The sequence below is a fragment of the Olavius algarvensis spirochete endosymbiont genome, assembly GCA_900608495.1.
In the GTDB taxonomy this organism is placed as follows: Bacteria; Spirochaetota; Spirochaetia; order DSM-2461; family DSM-2461; genus UBA2779.
Window position 1 is genome coordinate 43,236 of record UWYT01000188.1, and the last position, 20,950, is coordinate 64,185.

21 protein-coding genes are annotated in these 20,950 nt (G+C 46.9%); 11 read left to right on the forward strand and 10 right to left on the reverse strand.

The features are described 5' to 3' along the window. Positions 1 to 107 precede the first annotated feature (107 nt). Both gmd and S1OALGB6SA_RS05195 read right to left on the reverse strand, forming a co-directional pair. Complete coding sequence (gmd, locus tag S1OALGB6SA_RS05190; protein ID WP_230204431.1) at positions 108 to 1,184, reverse strand: GDP-mannose 4,6-dehydratase; 1,077 nt, start codon at positions 1,182 to 1,184, stop codon at positions 108 to 110. Then, entirely contained in the window at positions 1,181 to 2,119 is a 939-nt protein-coding gene (locus S1OALGB6SA_RS05195; protein ID WP_124032767.1) for a GDP-L-fucose synthase family protein, read from the reverse strand. Before S1OALGB6SA_RS05195 ends, gmd begins: the two co-directional genes overlap by 4 nt. Positions 2,120 to 2,442: 323 nt before the next feature. Here S1OALGB6SA_RS05195 and dnaX point away from each other — a divergent pair, with 323 nt between their 5' ends. Genes dnaX through recR form a run of 3 tightly spaced genes read left to right on the forward strand, consistent with a single transcriptional unit; the run spans position 2,443 to position 5,074 of the window. Continuing rightward, positions 2,443 to 4,128 carry a DNA polymerase III subunit gamma/tau gene (dnaX, locus tag S1OALGB6SA_RS05200; protein WP_124032817.1) on the forward strand — a complete coding sequence of 562 codons (1,686 nt, stop codon included), beginning with the start codon at positions 2,443 to 2,445 and terminating at the stop codon, positions 4,126 to 4,128. Positions 4,129 to 4,148: 20 nt separating this feature from the next. Beyond that, positions 4,149 to 4,469, forward strand: a complete 321-nt coding sequence (locus S1OALGB6SA_RS05205) for a YbaB/EbfC family nucleoid-associated protein (RefSeq protein ID WP_124032768.1) — start codon at positions 4,149 to 4,151, stop codon at positions 4,467 to 4,469. A 2-nt stretch (positions 4,470 to 4,471) separates the two neighbouring features. Further along, entirely contained in the window at positions 4,472 to 5,074 is a 603-nt protein-coding gene (gene recR / locus S1OALGB6SA_RS05210; RefSeq protein ID WP_124032769.1) for a recombination mediator RecR, read from the forward strand. A 54-nt stretch (positions 5,075 to 5,128) separates the two neighbouring features. Here the strand turns inward: recR and S1OALGB6SA_RS05215 are convergent, their stop codons facing one another. Beyond that, a complete protein-coding gene (locus S1OALGB6SA_RS05215; RefSeq protein WP_124032770.1) occupies positions 5,129 to 6,553 on the reverse strand; it encodes an MGH1-like glycoside hydrolase domain-containing protein in 1,425 nt (474 codons plus the stop codon). Positions 6,554 to 6,733: 180 nt separating this feature from the next. Here S1OALGB6SA_RS05215 and thyX point away from each other — a divergent pair, with 180 nt between their 5' ends. After that, entirely contained in the window at positions 6,734 to 7,561 is an 828-nt protein-coding gene (thyX, locus tag S1OALGB6SA_RS05220; protein WP_124032771.1) for an FAD-dependent thymidylate synthase, read from the forward strand. 284 nt (positions 7,562 to 7,845) lie between these two features. Here the strand turns inward: thyX and S1OALGB6SA_RS05225 are convergent, their stop codons facing one another. Further along, the gene (locus S1OALGB6SA_RS05225) at positions 7,846 to 9,147 is read right to left on the reverse strand and encodes a LamG-like jellyroll fold domain-containing protein (protein WP_124032772.1); all 1,302 of its coding nucleotides are present in this window, start codon (positions 9,145 to 9,147) and stop codon (positions 7,846 to 7,848) included. Positions 9,148 to 9,178: 31 nt separating this feature from the next. On the opposite strand from S1OALGB6SA_RS05225, the gene uvrC reads away from it, so the two are divergent. Continuing rightward, on the forward strand, positions 9,179 to 10,990 hold the full coding sequence (gene uvrC, locus S1OALGB6SA_RS05230; RefSeq protein WP_124032773.1) for an excinuclease ABC subunit UvrC: 1,812 nt from the start codon (positions 9,179 to 9,181) through the stop codon (positions 10,988 to 10,990). A gap of 2 nt (positions 10,991 to 10,992) precedes the next feature. Here the strand turns inward: uvrC and S1OALGB6SA_RS05235 are convergent, their stop codons facing one another. Next, complete coding sequence (locus tag S1OALGB6SA_RS05235; protein WP_195910315.1) at positions 10,993 to 11,565, reverse strand: TM7S3/TM198-like domain-containing protein; 573 nt, start codon at positions 11,563 to 11,565, stop codon at positions 10,993 to 10,995. 81 nt (positions 11,566 to 11,646) lie between these two features. On the opposite strand from S1OALGB6SA_RS05235, the gene S1OALGB6SA_RS10195 reads away from it, so the two are divergent. The 5 genes from S1OALGB6SA_RS10195 (at position 11,647) to mnmA (ending at position 14,605) form a co-directional block, all read left to right on the forward strand. Next, positions 11,647 to 11,808 (forward strand): hypothetical protein, encoded by a 162-nt coding sequence (locus S1OALGB6SA_RS10195; protein ID WP_195910316.1) that lies wholly within the window; start codon positions 11,647 to 11,649, stop codon positions 11,806 to 11,808. 109 nt (positions 11,809 to 11,917) lie between these two features. Then, the gene (locus S1OALGB6SA_RS05240; RefSeq protein ID WP_124032775.1) at positions 11,918 to 12,460 is read left to right on the forward strand and encodes an RNA polymerase sigma factor; all 543 of its coding nucleotides are present in this window, start codon (positions 11,918 to 11,920) and stop codon (positions 12,458 to 12,460) included. Beyond that, positions 12,457 to 12,804: a hypothetical protein gene (locus S1OALGB6SA_RS05245; protein WP_124032776.1), complete on the forward strand. Its 348-nt coding sequence runs from the start codon at positions 12,457 to 12,459 to the stop codon at positions 12,802 to 12,804. The genes S1OALGB6SA_RS05240 and S1OALGB6SA_RS05245 overlap by 4 nt, the downstream gene beginning before the upstream one ends. Before the next feature lie 133 nt (positions 12,805 to 12,937). Further along, positions 12,938 to 13,435: a SixA phosphatase family protein gene (locus tag S1OALGB6SA_RS05250; protein WP_195910317.1), complete on the forward strand. Its 498-nt coding sequence runs from the start codon at positions 12,938 to 12,940 to the stop codon at positions 13,433 to 13,435. Between the two features lie 93 nt (positions 13,436 to 13,528). Then, entirely contained in the window at positions 13,529 to 14,605 is a 1,077-nt protein-coding gene (mnmA, locus tag S1OALGB6SA_RS05255) for a tRNA 2-thiouridine(34) synthase MnmA (protein WP_124032778.1), read from the forward strand. A gap of 42 nt (positions 14,606 to 14,647) precedes the next feature. Here mnmA and S1OALGB6SA_RS05260 read toward each other — a convergent pair whose 3' ends face one another. The 5 genes from S1OALGB6SA_RS05260 to S1OALGB6SA_RS05280 all read right to left on the reverse strand — a co-directional run bounded on the left by S1OALGB6SA_RS05260 (position 14,648) and on the right by S1OALGB6SA_RS05280 (position 19,025). Further along, a complete protein-coding gene (locus tag S1OALGB6SA_RS05260; RefSeq protein WP_037564484.1) occupies positions 14,648 to 15,817 on the reverse strand; it encodes an iron-containing alcohol dehydrogenase in 1,170 nt (389 codons plus the stop codon). Continuing rightward, positions 15,811 to 16,119 (reverse strand): antibiotic biosynthesis monooxygenase, encoded by a 309-nt coding sequence (locus tag S1OALGB6SA_RS05265; RefSeq protein ID WP_037564486.1) that lies wholly within the window; start codon positions 16,117 to 16,119, stop codon positions 15,811 to 15,813. Before S1OALGB6SA_RS05265 ends, S1OALGB6SA_RS05260 begins: the two co-directional genes overlap by 7 nt. A gap of 25 nt (positions 16,120 to 16,144) precedes the next feature. Then, positions 16,145 to 17,791: an NAD(P)H-hydrate dehydratase gene (locus tag S1OALGB6SA_RS05270; protein WP_124032779.1), complete on the reverse strand. Its 1,647-nt coding sequence runs from the start codon at positions 17,789 to 17,791 to the stop codon at positions 16,145 to 16,147. A gap of 5 nt (positions 17,792 to 17,796) precedes the next feature. Continuing rightward, positions 17,797 to 18,135: a hypothetical protein gene (locus S1OALGB6SA_RS05275; protein WP_052080299.1), complete on the reverse strand. Its 339-nt coding sequence runs from the start codon at positions 18,133 to 18,135 to the stop codon at positions 17,797 to 17,799. A 299-nt stretch (positions 18,136 to 18,434) separates the two neighbouring features. Further along, complete coding sequence (locus S1OALGB6SA_RS05280; RefSeq protein WP_124032780.1) at positions 18,435 to 19,025, reverse strand: SAM-dependent methyltransferase; 591 nt, start codon at positions 19,023 to 19,025, stop codon at positions 18,435 to 18,437. A gap of 177 nt (positions 19,026 to 19,202) precedes the next feature. Here S1OALGB6SA_RS05280 and S1OALGB6SA_RS05285 point away from each other — a divergent pair, with 177 nt between their 5' ends. Continuing rightward, positions 19,203 to 20,897, forward strand: a complete 1,695-nt coding sequence (locus tag S1OALGB6SA_RS05285) for a hypothetical protein (protein WP_124032781.1) — start codon at positions 19,203 to 19,205, stop codon at positions 20,895 to 20,897. Positions 20,898 to 20,950: the final 53 nt, after the last annotated feature.

A 20,950-nucleotide genomic window follows, 5' to 3' on the forward strand; every position in this document is an offset into this window, starting at 1 on the left:
AATGACTCCTCAATCGCAGACCAGCTCCCAGCCATCAATTTGCGAGGAGCGAAATCTATTTCCTTCCTTCGGAACTGGGAAAACGCGGCTGGCGGCAGCATTGGATGTCATGGACGATATGCAATCCCTTTGGTTTTTTTGTCACTTATTATGCGCAAATCGCTTTGCACCATTTTCTTGACGAGATCCGTAAAATTGGTTTTGTGCTTCCAGCCAAGCAGTTTATGTGCTTTTGAACTGTCACCCAATAGCGCGTCTACTTCAGTGGGTCTGAAATATTTTGGGTTGACTTCCACAATGATATTGCCAGTATTCGTATCAACGGCTTTTTCCTCAATTCCTTTTCCACGCCATTCAATATCGACGCCAACTTCCTTGAAGGCCAGGTTTATAAATTCCCTCACCGAGTGGGTCTCTCCAGTAGCCAGGACGAAGTCGTCAGCTTCTCGGTGCTGGAGAATGCGCCACATGCCTTCAACATAATCCTTAGCGTACCCCCAATCACGCTTGGCGTCCAGATTGCCGATACAGAGCGTAGTCTCAATACCCAACTTAATCTGAGCAACGCCACGAGTTATCTTACGGGTTACGAAAGTTTCTCCTCTTATTGGACTTTCATGGTTGAAGAGAATTCCATTGCAAGCAAATATTCCGTAGGCTTCACGGTAGTTTCGGACGATCCAGTAAGCATAGAGCTTAGCGGCTGAATAAGGGCTGCGGGGATAAAAGGGCGTGTTTTCGTTTTGGGGTGTCTCTTGAGCCTTTCCGTACAGCTCGGAGGTAGAAGCCTGGTAGAATTTACAACTTTTTCCCACACCCAGAATGCGAATTGCTTCCAGTAAACGCAAAGTCCCAAGAGCATCAACATTGGCAGTATACTCAGGCGTTTCAAAGCTTACCTGAACATGACTTTGCGCGGCCAGATTATAGATTTCGTCTGGTTGGATTTTTTGCACGAGATGGATGAGGTTGGTTGCATCTGTAACATCCCCATAATGTAGGAAAAAACGCGCGTTCGTTGCCCCTTCGTGTTCATAGATGTGGTCGATACGCTGTGTGTTCAATAACGACGAGCGTCGTTTAACCCCATGTACTTCATATTGTTTAGATAGAAGCAGTTCAGCCAGATAAGCTCCATCCTGCCCGGTAATGCCGGTAATTAACGCAACTTTCTTATCTGTCACTTCATCATGCCCTCCAGATACCATTGATAATAAAGCTTTAATCCAGATTCCAAATCTATCCTATGCCGCCAGCCAAGTGCGTGTATTTTTGAAACATCAAGTCTTTTCCTGAATGTACCATCTGGTCGAGATGTATCAAATTCAATATCTCCACTGAACCCGACAGTAGTCTTGATCAATTTTGCGAAGTCTCCAATCGAAATATCTTCACCCGTACCTATGTTCAGGGCGGGAGCATCTGAATAGTTCTTAAGCAGGAAAACACATGCATCGGCTAAGTCATCCACATGCAAGAATTCTCTCAGTGGTTTTCCTGTGCCCCAGACAGTCACGGACTTCTGTTCTTTCTTACATGCGTCATGAAATCGAGAAAGCAAGGCTGCAGGGACATGACTATCTTCGGGATGAAAACTATCCATCGGCCCATAAAGATTAGTCGGCATGGCAGAAATGAAGTCACACTCGTATTGTTTTCGATAGGCTTGACACAGTTTGATTCCTGCAATTTTCGCTATAGCATACCACTCATTGGTTGGCTCCAGGGGGCCGTTGAGAAGATATTCCTCTTTTATGGGTTGGGAACAGTTTTTGGGGTAGCTACAGCTTGATCCCAGAAACAACAATTTTTTCACACCATGCTTTTTCGCACGTACGATTACATTATTTTGTATCTGTAAATTATCTCCAATGAAATCGGCAGGATAAGTGTTGTTGGCGTGAATACCGCCAACTTTGGCCGCTGCCAGTATTACAAGATCTGGTCGAGCGTTTTTGTAAAACAAATTGACTTCATTCGTATCTCTTAAATCCAAGTCATTCCTGGTAGTTGCCAAAACTTCTACATTTTCTTTCTTCAAGCGCCGCAATAATGCGGACCCCACCATACCATTAGCACCAGGCACCCAAATTTTCGCGTTGTCAATGCTGAACTGCATGCACAACACCTCAATGTGTTTTCAATGTCGATCTCTTCCTGATAATCTCCGCTGAGCGAAGCTGAGTGCTATCACAATTTTGCATACATCTTACGCAAATTCTCTGGAAGCGACAAGTAACACAACAGGTGTACCAGCCAAAATTTTCCAATCCCAAACCCGTATCAATCTGCTTTGTGCTATTTATACCTGCAGCTTCGAACATCACTTCGCCGCCTTTAGTATTTGCGCTGGGATGTGGTCTGCCAAATTCAATTGATGCTGGACAAGTTGGCTCTCTTGCTTGAGAGCCTGGTGTGTTTTCGGTTAGACTATCATTCAAGATGGAAGTAACCGCAACACGAAAGAGACCGAGAAATCTTTCGGAATTACTTGGCCAGAAGTTCGTAGTGGCGACACTCGGGAATGCAATCTCCAAGAGTATGACGGCCCACGCTTATTTATTTTCCGGTCCTCGGGGCACGGGAAAAACTTCAGCGGCTCGCGTCTTTGCAAAATCACTTAACTGTCAGAATGGCCCAACACTTAATCCATGTGATATCTGCGGACCCTGCGTGGGAATTGCCAAGGGCACTTCTCCGGATGTTATAGAGATAGACGGCGCATCAAACACAGGCGTTAACGATGTAAGAGAAATAAAAGACGAGGTTCTTTATGCGCCTCAAGGTTCACATAAAAAAATATACATCATCGATGAAGTCCATATGCTATCCAACAGCGCTTTCAATGCACTGCTGAAGACGATTGAGGAACCGCCGCCATATATCATTTTCATCTTTGCAACTACCGAATTGCACAAGGTACCCGCTACAGTTCGGTCGCGCTGCCAGCAGTTCCGATTTCGCCTTTTTGCACCGGAGTTGATTCGGGACAAATTGGTTGAGGCGGCTGCCGAGGTTAATCGGGAGTTCGAGAGTGATGCACTTTACTGGATTGCTCGTGAGTCGGGCGGTTCGATGAGAGACGCTTATACACTTTTCGATCAGATACTCTCGTTTTCGGGTGAAGAAATCAATCTTGCAAGCATTTACGAAAAAATGGGCCTGGTTGGAATTGAGCATATGACTAGCTTAGTGGAAGCTGCGGCTGCAGGCGATAGAGCTGGAGCGATTAAACTGCTTGATGATATCTTAGGCGCTGGATCTGCCGTGGAACAAGTTTTACTTGAATTAGTGAGCTATCTGCGAGATCTAATTCTACTGGCTTATGGCATAGAGAGAAAATCGCTATTGGGTATCAGCGCAGAGAAGTTTTCACCTAAACCTCGAGAGAGGTGGAATATAAGGCGCCTGGAAGAGGCAATTGAAGAAGCATTTTCACTCTATAGAGATTTACGATATTCGCTCAACCCTAGATTCGAACTTGAGCTTTTTGTGGGGCGCCTATGTAGTCTTTCGGAAAGGTTGAACGCAGATGAAGTGTTGATTCGCATTGAATCGCTGCGAGAGGAGTTGAACAGAGAGGAAGGGATTGCGCGCGAAGGTGGTAAAAGGAACCCCGATCCTGAAATCGACTATATTGACCATGGAGTTAAGCGAGAAGAGGGTCTGAAAGACGTGTATGAACCCCCCCCCGCTGTCTCCGGCTCTGAAGCCAGGCTAAATGGACCAAAATCCACAGAAGGCATACAGAATGATGGAGTCGATGGAGGAATGAGGCAGGATAGGCAGAAGACTATTTTAGACAAGGTAAGCGGTGAGATGCCCTTACTGGGAGACGCATTAGATAAGGCAGCAAGCTGGGAATGGAAAGGAGATGTGCTGGATATAGGCTTCAAGACTTCTTACGAAGTTGAGTTTGTAAGAGGAAAGGTTGAAAAGCTGATGCAGGCAGCTATTGCAGCGGGTGTGAATATATCCGACATATGCATCAACCTGGCAGGAAGTGAAATTGAAGAAGCTAATGGAACTCCGCAGTCTGAATTAGTTCGCAAGGTATTTCAGGGCACTATTGTAAAAAATAACGATGCCAGCTCAGTTGCTGGCGGGAGTAGTCGCGATCGGCAGTAATTGTAATTGAGGATAAATATATGAATCCGCTGGAGTTGATTAAGAATCTGAAAGAACTGCAACTAACAATGGGCGAAGCTCAGGCAAAAATGAAAGCACTCCGGGCCAGTGGAGCCTCCGGCGGTGACTTGGTGACGGTTATGATTGATGGAACCATGGAAGTGATTTCGATGCATATAGATCCCATCGCGGTAGATCCCCGCGATGTCAAAATGCTCGAAGAACTAGTCGCTGCCGCATTCACAGATGCGGCGAGGAAGATGAAAAAAACACTTCAGAGCGAGATGTCTCAGCTTGCAGGTGGACTTGGCATCTCACCGGACTTTCTAAGCGGTCTCTAAAAATGCAGCGTATTGAGCAACTTATAGTGCAACTCTCACGCCTTCCCGGAATCGGAAAAAAGAGTGCTTCCCGCATTAGCTATTGGCTTCTGGAAACAGATAGAGAGTTTGTGAGCAACTTATCCGCTCAGCTCGGGGAACTTCGACAGAACATTGTGCGTTGCAGAGAGTGTAGAAATTACGCCGAAACCGAGCTATGCTCAATCTGCGATTCCTTCCAGCGTGAACGGGATTTGATGTGCATAGTCGAGCATCCCCGTGATATTGCGACAATAGAATCAACCGGCGAGTTTCGAGGATTTTATTATGTGCTTCATGGCGTGCTATCGCCCCTTGACGGTGTCGGACCTGAAGAACTTGGTCTTGCGAAGCTGTACGATCGAATTAAAAAACAGGATATCAAAGAAGTGATTATAGCCACAAATCCAACACTGGAAGGAGACACAACGGCCCTATACATCACAAAACAACTTGCTGACGAAGGACTTCGAGTAAGCAGAATCGCGACAGGCATCCCGGTGGGGGGAGATATGGAATATGCAGACAGGCTCAGCGTCGCGCGTGCATTGAAGGGGCGTCAGGTAATAGAGGGGTTGACCTCATAATGACAACAGTTTTTCCGCCACATTGCTACTTGTCGAAACAATCGGCGGGCGCCTCTAGAGCTTGTCGATTAGCATCGAGCACTTACCTGAGGGGATAGGAAGCGTTTTCTTCTTTCCCTTATCCAGAAGGTGAATAGAGAAATAATAGAGTTTTTCAGATTCGAGACGAATCTCCCAGCCCCTCTTGGTTTTGTTGCTAACAATTGTGATGAGGTTTCTTTTAAGCGGCAATTCCTCAATGCCCATCAGTTCCAAAGTGGGAACAAACCAATCCACCGTTTTCCGGGGCAGGCTCATGTAAAGCCCCACAATGTTCTCGATCATCAGGGCAATAGTGGAGAGTCCCACGCATGCAAGGTCTAAGGGCCGGTTCCAGTTGCTGTTTTCCATCCACTGGGCGGGGCCTTCTTTAAATGGTTTATAGGCATACCATAGCGTTCCTTTCCCGGATTCATCGGGGTGAAAAGCATCCAGGACAAAATACAGGTGCCGGATTGAGGCTTCTCGAGCGAATCCGTATTTCTGATATTTCTCCAGGCCCTTAATCACCATATAAGTATAAAATGGAATAACTGAACCTCGAAATCCTCTCCCATTTTCATCGAACATGTCTTCATCGGCGGCTAAGGTGGGGAAGGGATTTTCAGTTCCGAAAACCTTAGGATTTTGTAAGTGTTCAACGAGTTTCTCAGCCCTATCTTCATTGGGTATTTCGGCGAGCAGGGGCCAGAAAGCAGCTACTGTTTTAACCTTTATGCGCTCGTTATTCTCGTCCAGATCGTAGTAGAATTTCTCCACGGGATCCCACATCAGTGTATTGATGCGGATTTTCAGGGAAAAATATTGGCGCTTAAATCGAAATCCCAGCTCCTTGTCATTGAGGATATCAGCAAGGGCGGACATATAAAGGGCATTGATGGCCATCTGCGCATTGAAGTCTAGAGGGTATTTTGTCCCTTCCCGCGGTGAATTCTCCGTAAGCGTGGCTTTGAGGGGCGGAGCGTAAAGACCGTTTTCATCTTTGAACGTCTTTTCAATCCAGCCGTGATACGCGATGAGGGATGATATCACTTCTCTAACTCGCTTTTTAACTCCTACTTTGTGATAGAGATTGAATTCTGTCCATGCAAGCAATGGTGGCGCGAGGCCCTCAGAATTCTTCTCGTGAATAATGGGCTTACCGGACTCCAGGTCGTACCGATCTCTTATTGCGCCGGAATCTTCTTGAAAGGAATAGAAGTTATCAAGCATGAGGTGTACAGGATATTTTTTGTTAAAATAAACTAGGAAAAAAGACGCCATACAGCTTTCGTACAGGCTTAAGTAACGCTCTTCTTTGTAGGCATAAAAAGGGTTATTGATACCCGCGGAAGGTTTGGCATCTCGCCAGAAATCATTCATCCATGCCCATGAGCGATCATAAACATCTACGAAGTCTTGATCGTAATAAAAAACCTGAGGGAATTCTTTTTTATGCACCGCATCTCCCGCATCGATAGCTAGATTTTGATAAGCCTATGAAGACACAATAGGTTAATCGATAAAATAGTGAAAAACAACGAGAAGTCCAGATATTTCCGTGATTAGTTTGTTCTCTGCTTACGAGATTAGCTAACTATTGCGTCGAAAAAGTATAAAATTACTTGTTTGGAGGATTGTATGGGCCGTTGTGTCGTTGCTGCCGCAGAAGAGATTTTGGATAAGGAAGTTCGGGTGTTGGATTGTGGTTTTGTCAGACTTGTTGATTATATGGGCGACGATAAGCGGATTGTTCAGGCAGCGAGAGTGTCCTATGGCGGTGGCACGAAGTCTATGCGCCAGGATGCGGGTTTGATTGATTATCTACTTAGGAACGAGCACACCTCGCCGTTTGAGCAAGTTGTTTTGACTTTTCATGCGAAGATGCCCATTTTTGTTGCGCGGCAATGGGTGCGGCATCGAACTGCTCGTTTGAATGAAATTTCGGGTAGATACAGCGTAATGTCCGATGAATTTTATTTTCCGGCTCCTGAGGATATTGCGGAACAGAGCGAAGACAATAAACAGGGACGTTCGAATGAATCAATGGAACCCGTACGGGCAAATGCAGTGCGCGATGTTATTCGCAGGGTGAATGAATTTAGCTATAATGGGTATGAAAAACTCTTGGACGTCAAAACGGCTCGCGAGCTGGCTCGGATTGTGTTGCCAGTTAGCCTGTATACCGAGTGGTACTGGCAAATTGATCTTCACAATCTTTTTCATTTCTTGAAATTACGACTGAATGAACATGCGCAGAGGGAAATTCGGGCATATGCGAAGGTGATTCGGGAAATGGGTGCCAAGGTGTGTCCGTTAGCTTTTAAATCCTTTGATAAGCATATTTTGAGTGCTCTTCGGTTTTCTAAGAACGAGGTTGAGGGACTTAAGAGAATGTTAAGAGGAGATCAACATGAACTTAAGGGAAAGGAGAGAGAACGATTTGAAGCTAAAATCGGGGAGATGTAAGTCGAATTGCTGGAAGGCCTTGAGAAGATGCTTCAGCGGCTTACTGGAGTAGGCTGTTTTTGTCGAAACTTGTGTGCCCGTGCTGGAATGGACGAAGGACTGCACTTCATTTAGGGAGATATTTCGATCCACTTCGTGGATGGATTGAGTTTTAGGCGGGAGGTAAGCTTGATTTATTTCCGAGTTTGGCAGAAAGACATTCGAATTCGATGAAAAACGCCTTCATCTGCAACAGTTTCCTTAAGTGCATCAGGATTCCAAGCAATTGGCCATCATGATTCCGCTTACCTCCTTGGAGATAGGGGCGGATTTAGTTCATATTCAACTTCCAAAATAGAAAGTACCGGCGAAATATCCGCATCAAGGTCTGGTTCCAATGTATAACCAACCGTGAAGTAACGACCAGTAATTGTCTGATTTACCTCCCAACTGTGCCAGTTTCCCAAGGTGAACTGGGTATTCTCCTCTGTGTCCAGTTTTATTTCGATCCAGTTGGGATTGTCCGGAGTCGGGAACTCAATATCCCAAGTTTCATCCAGTTTGTTCATGGCGCGGAGAAAAAAGCGAATTTGTGACTTGTCTGGGGAATGATAATTGGCCCGAAGAGCGGTGATTTTCGATCCCAGATATCCAGAATCAATTACATCGGTATACCCGGTTCCGAAGCTTACCGAATCCGAATTAGAGAAATTTCTCGGGACTGGATTCGTTTCAAATATTGAAGAGAGGTGGAACTCGTCTATGTAACCATTGAAATCGGGTGCAAGAAACAGTGGTTTCTTGCTGAGGGAACCGATTTTAGGGGTAAAAGTTTCGAAGCTTTCAACACCAATCGGCGTGGTATGTATGCTGTCGGCGGGTATGCCGTCAACTAGATATTCGAGAAAGCCGGGAGATGCGCCGGAACGTCCGGGATTACTATCATCACTTTTATACCGAATACGATGGTGTCGCCATTCTCCGGGAACAAGGGGCGTACTTCGAAGTTGTATTACTAAAGAGCGATCTGCACCATGACGGAAGAAGCTCTCGAAGTTCCAGATGAGTCTTCGGTTCTCCACCTGGACGCTGAGTCGTTGTGGCTTCCCATGTGCTGTCCGCCCTTTCCATAGGAACAGAAGTTCGCCGTCATTCAAATTCGTGGGGTTCAACCAGAAATCGAGGGTGAAATCTCCCCATTCCCGGCCAGCGGTCCACATTGCTTCCGGAGTTGGAAACAGTTTAATTCCGCTGGGTACGAGCCTGATAGATGTTTCGCCACGGATGCTGATTTGATGCGAAATCTCGTATTCGCCTTCAATTCTGTAAAGTCCGGGGAGATCCTCGATGCTGACGGGCCCGGCGAACAAAAAAATATCGATGAGGCTGAGCTTGTGATTGCTCAATGAGGTGGTGGAAGTGTTGTGACTGAGCGGAGAGAGTACAAGTGCATCGGTATCGCGCCAGGCTATGGTTTTGCGAAGCCCTTGTGTTTTCACCTGATTCCATCCCTCTTCCCCCCCGAAGCGAAGGATTTCAGCTTCAGCTAGCCATGGGAGCGTCAGTATGGAAAGCAGAACAACAATTCTATACCTATATGTCCTCATGAGGTTCGTTTTATAGTATCGGAATAAAACAATGTCTGATGAATTAAAGGAAAAGGCGCATCAACTTCCGGAAGAATCCGGTGTATATGCTATGCGGGACAAAAAGGGAACAGCAATTTACATTGGCAAGGCCAAGAGCCTCAGGGCCAGGGTCTCCTCGTATTTCACCGGTGAAAAGGATATGAAGACACGTTTTCTGGTTGAAAAAACTGTTGATTTTGACGTGATCGTTACCAGGACTGAGTTCGAAGCTCTAGTTCTGGAAAACAGTCTGATTAAGAAACATTTACCCAAGTACAATATCGATTTAAAGGATGGGAAAAGTTATCCAGTTATCCGAATCACCTCGGAACGCTTCCCACGTGTTTTTAGAACTCGGAGGATAGTCCGCGACGGATCGATTTATTTTGGCCCCTACCCGAATGCCAAGTCTATAGACGTATATATAGACATGATTTACAAACTTTACCAGCTCAGGCGTTGCAAGGTGTTTAGAAGAAGGGATAAACCCTGTCTCTATCATCATATCGGGCGCTGCTCGGCACCATGCGTAAACAAGATTAGTGAGGAAGAATATGGAAAGATAATACGCAAAATAAAAGTGATGTTATCGGGTAAGACGATTGGGATTAAGAAAGAGCTGGAAAAACAAATGCGAGAGGCCGCTGCGCAATTAGCCTTTGAACGGGCCGGCGAATTCAGGGATGCTCTTAAATCCCTCGAATTTCTTGAGGCGGAGCAAAGTATTGTGGACTTCAAGGATGAGACGAAGGATTATATCGACTACGTCGCTTCGGGTCGATATGCGGTGTTTGCAATGATTAAGATGAGGGGAGGACAAATTGTCGATCGTGAACTCTATGTAAATGAATACGCCGGCTTGGCGGCTGAGGCTCTTCCTGAATTTCTTATTCAGTATTATGGTCAAACTGGAAGGGAAATTCCAAGTAGGATTTATTTGCCCGAGCGTCCCGACAGACTTGTGGAGAGATTTTTTGCCGAAAATGGGAATTCAGCCCCGAAATTGTCGATTCCCGATAAGAAGAAAGACCTTGTTATTCAAGAGATGGCTCGACAAAACGCTGGAGCGGAATTGGATTTTTTAGTGTATAAGGAAGGGGATCGACCTGCCTTGGCAATGCTGCAGCAGGTTCTTTCCCTTCCAAGCATTCCGAGGAGGATCGAGGGCTTTGATATCGCTCAGCTTGGTGGAAGGCATACGGTTGCGTCTATGATTTCATTTGTGGATGGACGGCCAGATAGAGCAGCTTATCGACATTACAAAATACTTGGCACAGGTGGTGAAGTTAATGATTTCAAGGCAATTGCCGAGGTGGTGGCAAGACGTTATCAACGGCTTCTCAATGAGGAGAAGCCCCTGCCGAATTTAATCCTTGTCGACGGAGGTAGGGGACAGGTATCGGCTGCTTGGGGAGTATTGGAAGCGTTGAATCTCAACGACAAAATTTCTCTTGTGGGTTTAGCCAAGAAAAATGAAGAGCTCTGGCAACCCGATTCTTCGAAAGCGGTGAAATTGCCCGAGGGCGATCCCGGACTTCGGGTTTTGCAGTACGTTCGGGATGAGGCACATAGATTCGCGACTTCCCGCAACCAACGTTTGCGTGCAAAAGATGTTAAATTAACAACGCTTGAGGGGGTTCCGGGTATTGGACCTGCCAGAAGCGCGAAGTTGCTTGGGCAGTACAAATCCCTTGAGGGTATATATGATCGGACTTTGAATGAAATCGCGAAAACAGCGGGTGTTGGAATGGAGGTGGCAGAGACGCTAAGAAACTTTCTTGGGTGTGCGCTGGAGGTGAAAAAGATTGACAAAACCCAGTAGACTTAGCGATTCCTTTCGACTGGATTTGGGTGAGATTTACGAGAGCTTATTTGAACAACTATAAATACCAATAGAAGTATAGCATAAAGTATCCACGACCAGTTATCTGAATTAGAGGGGAAAAAGTGAATGGTGGAATGGTAGATTAGGTAGGTTCCGACTACTGAAGTGAAGACAAGAATTAGACTTCTGTACAACAATACTGTAAGTATTCCGCCGACGAGGCTAGATGCCAACTGCAAGATAAGTTTCCCAGTGGCCTCCAGGTCCCATCCAGCTTGTTCGATAATAGGGAAGCTAAGTACTAATCCTCCTACCATGCCGAGCACAAAGAAGCTGAGTCTGACCAGAAAATGCGATACAAGTCCAAGGATCGCTCCGATTATTAAGCCCAATATCAGATACAACTGGCTGTTTTCGCTTTTGGAACCAACCCATACACCGAGCGCGAGTCCTGCTAACAGCGCGACTAAAAAGAGCGATATCCGATAAGCTCGATAACCGAGCAAACCCAAGAACAATCCAATTGGAACAAATATCCAACCATATCCGCTAAAAATTTGAGTTAGATCCACTATAATCTCCACAAAGTACTAATTAGGTTTTTACTGAAAACGCTCTCACTTCAGGTGTCAGCTCATATCCGGTGTCAATCGGTGAGGAAAAATTCCTTTCGCATACGACGTTTGATTTATATACTAAGACTGAGTTTCAATGCAAGCGTTGATGTTGAGTTTCAGGGATTAGAATTCTTGTTGATTGAGGTAGTGGATTTGGAGATTGCGAGCAATTGCAGTGGAATGGCTAGCGAAACTTGATGGATATCCAAAATTCAATTGTGGGTATGAATCAGGCATCTCATACAGGGGGTGTATTTGAGGAATTAGACGAAAAAGTATAATTTTCCGTCTAGTATCAAGAATTGATATGGTAGTTTTGGAAAAAATTTTTAGAGATGAAGGTCCGCGCTTACTCAAATGGATTCGAATTCGCCTGAAGGTGAACGAGGATGCGGAGGATATATTGCAGGATATTTTTGCCGGGGCTGCGAGTGCTTTGACAACTCTTCATAATGCCAACAATCTAGTTTCCTGGCTTTATGTAAGTGCAAGAAATGCAGTGATTGACACTTGGAGAGGCAGGGACAAGCAACATTTCGAATTGAATTCGGAAGCGCTAGCCGAAACTTCCATAGAATTTTTTGATGAAACTGCTGTTCTTGATCCAGAGGAGATATTTCGAAGGGCGCAGACCTATGAGGCCCTGGAAGAGGCCATCGAAATGTTGCCTGAGAGTCAGAGAGAGGTTTTTCTCCTTCAAACGGTTTACGGTTATACTTTTCGCGAGACGGCGGAATTATTGAATATTTCGATTAATACAGCTATGTCGAGGAAACGTTATGCCATTATCCGGCTTAGAGAATACCTCGACGATTACAAGAATATCGTAATGCTACAGGAGGTAGGATGATGAATAAGAAGTGGATTGGTTGGAAAATCCTGGGAGGCGTGATAATTATCCCGGGTTTGCTGTTCCTTGCTGCTTGGGTTTTCATGCTGATTTGGAACGTGTTGATGACTGAGATTTTCGGTTTGCCAGTAATTTCGTTTTGGCAAGGGGTGGGCCTGATTGTTCTAGCCCAGTTCCTTTTTGGCAACATCTGTGGAAAACGGTGTAAGTGCAAGTGCAAAAAAGGCCGCGGTGGGAAGAAGTGGAAGAAAGAGATGAAGGAACATTTCAATAAGCACTGTGCTGAGACTAATGGGGAAGCGAGCGCCGAAACCACTAGTGTTGGACCATCCAGGGAAACTTAATCCTTATGTGGGCTTGTGAGAGATTTCACATGCCCACTTTTTTAAACGCCAATAGGCTAAATAGCCTAATCTATTTTCAAGTCAGGCATCAATTGTTCTTCCCACCGGCGTCGCATGTGCTATACTCATCTACGTGAGAAGATTAACCCTTCTGAGGCATGCAAAGAGTTCCTGGAAAAACACCGAACTCGCCGATATAGATAGGCCGCTGAATAGCCGTGGCCGTTCGGATGCAAAAATCATTGGTGCTGCCTGTGCCGGACGTATGCCTCTACCGGAGATAGCTCTCGTTTCTCCGGCAAGAAGGGTGAGTGAAACCATCGAACTTTTTTTTGAAGCCTGGACAACGGCCACGCCGAAGATTGTCAGGGTGAACGAACTTTACCGAGCGGACATGGCCGATTGGATAAACGCTGTCAAAACTTACAGGGATGATGCCAGCCACCTCCTGGCCTGTGGGCATCAGCCTGAACTTGGTGAATTCGCCGCTTGGTTTTGCAAAGAAACCATCGGAGAATTGCCAACCGCAACAGCAATATCGATTCTATTTCCTGGTGAGCAATTGGATGAGAACATCGGCAACTTGGATTTTGTTTTAAGACCAAGAGAAATTGCTGGATTGGGTTACTGAGTAAGTTCCGTAACCGATCGGTGAATCTACCAACACCTCACTATATGCATGCCTATCTTGCAATTCCGATACACGTAATGAGATGATGTCTGGATGAAAATAGGAGTGTTGTTGTCCGGGGGTGTGGATAGCTCAACAGCCTTACTATCTATAAAAAAGAATTATCCTGAGGCAACGATCCACGCATACTATCTAAAAATATGGCTCGAAGATGAACTCACCTCTCTGGGGACTTGCCCTTGGGAGGAAGATTTGAACTACGCGCGCGCGGTTTGTGATATCGCGAAAACACCACTAAAAGTAATAAGTCTACAAAAAGAGTATTGGGAGCGCATAGTCTCCTACACTTTGGCCGAATTGAAAGCCGGTCGCACGCCAAGTCCGGATATTCTATGCAACCGACTAATCAAGTTTGATACCTTTTTTCACCGTGTCGGTGAATCCCTGGATAAGGTTGCTTCTGGTCACTACGCGGTTTGCACTCGGGGCTTCGATGGAATCCATTATATCCGAAAATCACCCGATCCAATCAAAGATCAAACCTATTTCCTCTCTCAACTCACACAGGAGCAAGCCTCGATGGCAATGTTCCCTATTGGTCGAATGACCAAATCCGAAGTACGTCGGCTGGCGGTGGAGTTAAATGTGCCGGCGAAGACGAGAAAGGACAGTCAAGGCATTTGCTTCCTCGGGAAAATAAAATATCGAGATTTCGTGCGGCATTATATGGGAGAGAAGAATGGAAAAATATTGGAACTTGAGACAGGTAGGGAACTTGGCACTCAAAGGGGCAGCTGGTTCTATACAATCGGTCAACGGACGGGATTGAGGCTTTCGGGTGGTCCCTGGTATGTAGTAGCCAAAAATCACGAAGAGAACACGGTAACGATAGCGAGAGGCATGGATGCGGAGGCGAAGGCACGCACTTCCTTCGTTACTGAAAGACCAAATTGGATTTCCGGTCCACCGCGAAAAACTCGGGTTAACCTGAAGTTGAGGCATGGTCCCAAAAACGTAGGAGCTACAATCGAAGAACTTGGTTCTGAGCAAAGGGGGCGATTGCGGGTGGATATGGATGAAGCAGACCGGGGTGTGGCACCCGGACAATTCGCGGTGCTGTACCACGAGGATATTTGTCTTGGCGGCGCGATGATTTGTAAGCAGCAATAGCCTTGTTGAGGAGATAGGCAGTGTTTGAACCGGCAGTGGCAGCTAGATGAGTTGAAGGAGAAACTCTCGGCGCTCGGAATAGCTGAAGTTCACGGGAGAATTCTTATTGTCTGAAGCACTTACGATGAGGTTTATGTCGGAGCGCTCAAGCCCATAGTCAACCAGCGGCCTCAATCTCCCCGCCCAGTTCTCTAAATGGTCTATTAAACACTCCACATCCCGGGCCCCAGGATTGGCATTGGAACCACGGTTTATTTGAGCCCCGGCAAATGCGAGTTTATCCAGCACAGCCTGATTGCTATCTTGGGAAAGCCGTTTGACTAGCAGGCGGAACACAGGGACGGCTAACAGTGCACAGGCCAGTCCATGAGGAATCTCCAGATGAGCTCCAAGCGGTCCTGCAAGGCCATGAACGGTTCCAAGCCCCGCGTTTGCCAGGCAGAGACCGGAAAGATATGCCGCCAGCGCCAAACTGCCCCTTTGACTTTCTTCGTTGATTCCAAGCTCTTCTCCGGAAAGAAGTTCGCAAGCGCTGCCAAATAACCGCAGTCCTTCTTTGGCCAACATGTTTGTAAACAGAGTGGCTCTGGTTGAGATATAGGATTCAATAAGCTGGCAAAGAGCATCCATGCCGCAGGCCAATGTCACATTCATCGGACAGCCAAGCGTGAGTTCGGGATCTATAACGGCAGTAGCAGGCACAAAGGCATCATGTCGAAGCGATTTTTTAAAGGGGGAATCTCCATGCTTGCTGATTACGGCGTTTTTTGTCGCCTCACTGCCAGTTCCAGCGGTTGTAGGCACGGCTATCATAGGTAGCGTACGACCGCCTGGAAGGCGGGTGCCGACACCCTCCAAATATTCTATCACACTGCCTTCGTGACATACCATTGCCGCAACGGCCTTGCCGGCATCAAGCACACTGCCACCGCCAATTGCCAGCACCGACACGGCGGCGGCTCCCCTGGCGATTTCCACTAAGCTATCGACAGTATCAGGCGACGGCTCTCCGCTGATTGTTTCATGCACATAAGCAATGCCAGCTTTTTTAAGTCCGGTTTCAAGCAGCGTCCATGCTTGGCTTTGTAGAAAATGGCCGCCGGTAAGTATGAGAATCAATCCTTCCTTTGAGACAAGCTCTGGTAAACTTGCCGCGGAACCGGCGCCAAAAATGAGATTAGAATTCCCTTTGTGTCGAAATGCGCTTACCAATCTTCGTCTTCTTTTGGATAGATAGCAAGAAATTTTTCGCCCTGTCGGTCGCAGGCCATCCAAGGCGCAACTTTTTTTCTCCAGTTCTTGTAATGGTAAGTTTCCTTATGGGCCCTCACCGCTTCTTCTGAACGATAAACCTCGTATAGCATGAAACGGCCAGGTTCGTTCTCACTTTGAAGTATATCAAAGCGCAGGTTCCCTTTCTCTTTCAGGGTTTCCTCACGGTTGATGCTAGTTTCTTTTATGAAATTGTCCACGCATCCATGTTTCACTGATACCGACACGCAATAGACTATCATCGCTACCTCCGTGTTACTGCAGAAATTAGATTTGCATTATTTTGCCGGAAAATGGGTTGAAAGTAAGTTTCTTTTTGTGTTCCATGAAGGCTTGGGGCAAAAAAGTAACAATATCACGAGCGTTTAGACTGATTTGTCCAAGGTTCAATGATGCCAAATCACCCGCAAGCCCATGTAGATAAACAGCTAAACGCAGGAGATCAGCAGAATCCAGATTCGGATGCGAGGCCGCCAGAGCTCCGAGTAAACCTGCAAGCACATCACCCGAACCAGCAGTTCCCATTCCGGCATTTCCCGTTAGGTTTATCCAAACCTTTCCATTGGGATTGGCAATGATGCTATGTGCTCCCTTGAGAACAATCATGGCCCCATAGCGATCGGCTGCTTCCAGGGCGGTATCAATCCGTCGTGTCGACACCTCGCTCGGTGATGAACCAAGAAGCCGGGCCATTTCTTTCGAGTGTGGAGTTAAAAAGGTAGGATAGGTTCGACTTCGACTCAACTCATCGCGACCGGCTAGCGCAGTAAGTCCGTCGCCATCGATAATAAGCGGTGCTTCTATCAAGGCAATGAGTTCCAGCGCCAGTCGGATGGATTCTGGTTGAGTGGAAAGGCCCGACCCCAAGACAACCGCATCTGCCCGACTGCTAGCTTCAAGCAGCTTCGGAAGATGCTCACTCCCCAGATAGCTCGATTCGCCCTGAGGTAAGAACACCGCCTCCGGTACTAGCGGGAAAGCCTGTGAAACCATAGCCGAGGGAATCGCCAAGTAGACATAGCCCACACCGCTCCTCAGTGCGGCTCCCCCCGCCAACGCCACTGCTCCGCAATATCCAGGCGAACCGCCAACGATCAGAATCTTCCCGAAAGTCCCCTTATGTCCCGCTGGTTCTCTCGCGCTCAGTACTGGCGGCACATTCACCGAAAGAGCAATCGAATCATCGTTGCACAGCTCCGGCGGGTAAGAGATCTCCGAGCAATACAAATCACCCCCCAAGTCGAATCCCGGATATAGCAAATTTCCTCTTTTCAAAAGCCCAAAGACAACCGTCACTTCCGCTCGAACTGCCACTCCGAGCACCTCCCCAGTATCAGCGTTCACTCCCGAGGGAATATCCAAAGATAAAATCGGAGTATCAGAGGCATTAATTCTCTCAACTAAAGCTGCCATCGGGCCTTCCAGATTGCGGGAGAGTCCCACCCCGAGAAGAGCATCGACAATAACATCAAACGAATCAAAATCCGTTTTTGCGAGCAAACTGGTAAGCGAGTATAATTGCAGAAATTTCAGAGGCAAGCGCTGCGCAATTCGCAGATTATCTCCCGCGGCTCCTTCCGAATCCTGGAGCCTGCTTGAATTGTCAAAACCTCTGTTTGTTGCGGCTCCGACAGTCGCGCCACCTCTGCTGTTTATATCCGATCTACCAGCCACCAACACAGTAACAGTCGCGCCCTGCGAATATAGCAACCTTGCCAGTGCAAATCCATCTCCCCCGTTATTTCCCGGTCCGCAAGCCACCAACACCCGTCTTCCAGGCACCCCCCAGCGTCTGGCAATCACCCCTCGTGCGGCGATAGCCGCATTTTCCATCAAAATGGACTCACTTATTCCATAGTTCACGATTGCAGAGCTGTCCAAACGCTGGATATCTAGCGCAGTTGCAACCTTCACATTCGTTATTTGCTTTCGGGATTCAAACCGGAGAAACGAAAAATCTCTGATTGCACCCAAATGAAATTTCCGCTCTCCGTCGGAACCAGGAACTGTGAAGTTTCCACGTTTTTTTCATCTTCTGCAATCATAGTCATATGCCTAACTGCCAAAACAGGATAGGATTTTCCCTTGGTGAAACTTTTTGAGATCGTTGTGTAGGAAGCTGCAATGTGAGGGAAGTAATCTTCTCGTGCTTTTTGATAATCTTCCCTAACCGTCACATAAAAAACAATGCTCGACATGTTTTTCATCCTTCCATCAAATTTTGCAGGTTCCGAACCTGTTTCATGATGCTTATTCATTTGATCAGCATCTTATCATGCATTGTCAAAAAAAGCATAGGAAAGGTTCAAATGACACAGTTCTTGGCGATGTCCAGACAAACTCAGTGCAAGAAGAACAGCGGCTCTCGTTCTATTCGGACGTCTAGCCGGTTTTACTTACCAAAAACGCGAAGTAGCGCTCAATCCTGATTATCATCAAGCTCGCCTCTGATTGTTCCAAATAAAAATTGCCGCATTCCGAGTTTTTCATTTCGAGTGATATCGCAGGTTATTACCACCCAGCGTGTGTGCCTTCCCGGCATCTGGTTTGGCAATTTTTACGGGCGGTGTCCCATACCAATGATATAAACCTCCATCGAGTTCTGTCTCACCGCCCTTGGTTTAAACAATTTCACTCTGCCAAAAATCATCTCCATTCTCTCCCGCACTTTTCCTGCATCACCTCCTTGGAAAAGCTTGAGCACTAGATTGCCTCCAACCGCCAAATTCATTTCCGCAATACTTATAATCTGTAAGACCAGATTATAAGAGCGACTAGTGTCCACTACTCGATTACCAGTCGTTGCAGGCGCGGCATCGCTTAACACGCACCCATAGGGCCCCCCCTGTTTCACAAACTCCATCCCCTCCTGCGAAAAAACATCACCCTTTAAAAAACTGATCTTACAGCCGGGTGGCGTCTTGACATCCAAATTCTCGAGATCAATAGCAACTATCCGCGTCCCGAGTCCCAGGGTTCTAAGCACAAAAAGCGTCCATCCACCCGGCGCCGCTCCTACATCCAGTATTGGTTCCTTTAACAGTTTCCATTTCCTCTGAATTTCCTGCAGCTTGAAAACCGAGCGAGAAGGATAACCAAGTCGTCTAGCCTCCATGGCATAGTAATCCGCCCTCTTCCTGTCCTGCATGTTCAGAATTCTCGCATCAAATTTGTTCCGTTCTCACACCTGCGTCAACCTCAATCGTTCAGTCCGGTATCCAAACATCAGTGTACAGTCAAGTTTTGCGCCATCGATACACCCCAAATATAGCGCTTTTGTGTTCAGAAAATCCAATAAAACTCCATTATATGATATCATAAATTTATGAATACTCCTCCTCATCATTTGTGGAAAACGCTGGCACACAATCTGCCATCCAGTTCCCAGCAAAGCAGTCAAGCGGCAGAGCTCTTTCGCGAATACGAATCAGAGGGCTACTTGCGGTACAGCGGAACAGTTCTGGTATCGCTCCCACTTCCGCTAATTGCAGATTTTTTCAATCGAGTGCTGTTAATGCACTCGGCTGAGAGTCCCATTCTTAGACGACGCGACACCCGATGGATGAGCGAATATGACTACACTTTGATAAATATCCGCGCCGCCGGCACTCAAGATTGTCCGGCAAATATCTTGAGTACCGCCATGTATCTCACCACGCTTCGTACACGGGCCATCATCCTCGCCCCCTTTACTATCGGCGAGGGCCCCAATCTTGCTCGACTCCAGTCTCATGTGATAGTGCGTAGTACATTGGCGTCACCCCAGGCTCTCGAAGTTGGATTTGATTCCGCGATTCAGATAAGAACTCTCGTCGAAGCGGCTCATCTACTGGATTTGGCAGTTGGTTATCAGTTAGATAGTAGCGTTCATATTCAGGCTGCCGTGGTCTACAATAAACCCCAGTTGTTTCTCTGGACCAAAGGCGGAGAATTCAATTCCGACAAAGCCTATCAAAGTATCCTCAATCGACAAGTTGAATCGATTGTGTCCACGCTTAAGCGAACAAAACAGGGACTCAAATTCAGTGACTATGCAAGCGCGCTTAGTCAGGCTGGTTTGGCGCCGCTAAGCAAAGCTGATGATAAACAACTCTGCTCTCTTGCACTGGATTATAGTGATGTCGCGCTGTCCTACTGGGGCAGGATATTCGAGCTTTGGCGCGATCGTTACGGTTTTGATTTTTTAAGTCTAAGTGGTACTAGAGCGGCTAGCCGTCAAAAAGATGTGGGTTTGAATCTGAGCCATCTGAAAACAATCGCCCAGATAGTGCGCAAAGGCGGGGTTCGAAATAATATGGGCGTGATGGCAGAGGGCAACCCGATGCAAATCGAGACTTTTGGAATCCATGGAATCGATCTTGTGCAAGATGACATCGCTGAAAGTAAGGCCAACCGAGCCTGGTTTGAAACTACCTTTGCACTTGATGAGAAACTTAGGCACGTCAATCTGGGGCGGAAGTTGAAATTTTCAGTGCCGCTTTCAATTAACCCGGGAGAAAAGGAAAGCAAGCCACGGCGTGAACGGGCGCATATGAAGAGGTTTGTTGCACGTTTTCTCGGGGTTGGACCCGCGCGGCGCCCCTTGCTGGAAACCATGGGTGCTCTCGAAGGGGCTTGGGGCTACATGAGCACTCTCAAAGAATCAGTCACCCTGGGTTGGATGCCGAATTCAGTCGAAGCAAAGAAGTCGAACAATATCGAGGATGTCGCGAACTACTACAAAGATGTATTAAGAAACGGAGAACGACTTGATGGACATTTCGACGAACGCCAGGCCTGGTGGATAATCCGCTTTCGTCGCTTTCTGCTGATAGCAATTGTTTCCGTGGAAAACGAAAATCTTCTACCTCCGGAATCCCTGCAAATAGACTACTTCCCTTATCTGAAGGGGAGTCAGCCGGAATTCGTACTGGAATACGACTTCTCGGAGACACGGGGTAGGTTACAGCTTATTACCGACACCATAATTCATAGCACCGGCATACCTTATCGAGGTTTCCGTCTCTACGCCGTTAATTGAATTACGTTTACCAGTCGTCTCGTGGTGCTGGCACTTTCATGACGGGCCTGTCA